At 50.1% G+C, this 1,382-nt stretch carries 1 protein-coding gene; it reads right to left on the bottom strand.

What is annotated here, in order from left to right:
* On the bottom strand, positions 1–1,382 hold a 1,382-nt coding region (locus tag EXT47_RS23600), incomplete at both ends, for an amino acid adenylation domain-containing protein (RefSeq protein WP_130127743.1).

Genomic DNA, 1,382 nt, shown 5'->3' with positions numbered 1-1,382 from the left:
GCGTATTTCCGTCTCCGTTTGCGGAGCGATATACTCTGCCCTTAAAGCCTCCATATCCGGCTCCGGCAACGCATGACGGTTTACTTTGCCGTTGGCACTTAGCGGTAAAGCATCCAAGACAACAAAAGCCGCCGGCACCATATAATCTGGTAATACCTGGCGTAAATGCCCACGTACTTGCTCAATCAATTCCGCATCCTGCTGCCCTGCTTCACTACTCACCAGGTAGGCCACCAGCTGTGTATTGTTATCACCGATTTCACGAGCAAGCACCACGGCTTCTTTGATCTCACTCTGCCCTGTCAGTGCATGCTCAATTTCCCCCAATTCAATCCGAAATCCCCGCACCTTCACCTGGTGATCCGCTCGCGCTATAAAGACCAAAGAGCCATTCGCCAGCCAGCGCACCAAATCCCCTGTGCGATAGAGCTGTTTACTGCTGCGGTTGTTCTTTTCATCATAAAAAGGATTGATAACAAACTTCTCTGCCGTCAATGCCGGATGGTTCAGGTAACCTCGGGCTAATCCCAGTCCCCCTATATATAGCTCTCCGACTACGCCCACCGGCACAGGGTTCAAGGCAGCATCGAGCACATAACATTGCTTGTTGTGCAAAGGCTTTCCTATCGGGATCGCCGGGTCCACTTCATCGCCAAAATGATGGGCTGAAGCAAAAACCGTGGTTTCCGTCGGCCCGTACACATGAGTAAAGGCAATGCTTGGATAGCGCTGAACTGCCCTTTCAACCAAGCCGGGATCCGCCTTTTCACCACCAAACAAGACGTTTTTCACCCCGCTATCCCCTAAGGTGTCATTGAGGATCATTTGGTTAAATAATGCGGTTGTGGTGAAAAAGGTATCTATACCATTGGCCGTTAATGCCGATTTAAATGACCCGCTATCTAAAATATGATTCTTCCCAAGCAGGCTCACGGTCTTACCATTTAACAGCGAAAAGAATAAATCAAACACAAAACCGTCAAAGGCATAAGACGATAGGCTGGCTACATGCTCAACCTCGGACACCGCCACATAGCGGTTATTCACAGCAAAAGCAGTCACCGACTCATGCGCTACCATTACCCCTTTGGGCTGCCCAGTAGAGCCTGAAGTATAAATCACATAAGCTAGATGAGAGGGCGTTAATCCCGAGACGATTAGACTCTGTACTGGCATAGTCATCAGTTCGGCCTGTAATGCTTCATCGTCTAGGCATATCACTTGGCCATCAAATACAGGTAATTGCTTCAGCACACTTTGCTGGGCCAGTACCAGAGCGACGTTCGTGTCGCTAAGCATATAGGCCAGTCGTGCCTGCGGATAAGCCGGGTCAAGCGGCACATAGGCCCCACCAGCTTTGAGGATCCCCAGAATGCCTACCA

The organism is Pseudoalteromonas sp. CO342X, from assembly GCF_004208915.1.
Lineage (GTDB): Bacteria > Pseudomonadota > Gammaproteobacteria > Enterobacterales > Alteromonadaceae > Pseudoalteromonas > Pseudoalteromonas maricaloris.
The sequence above is the reverse complement of the archived record's forward strand: the minus strand, read 5'-3'. Positions and strand labels throughout refer to the sequence as shown.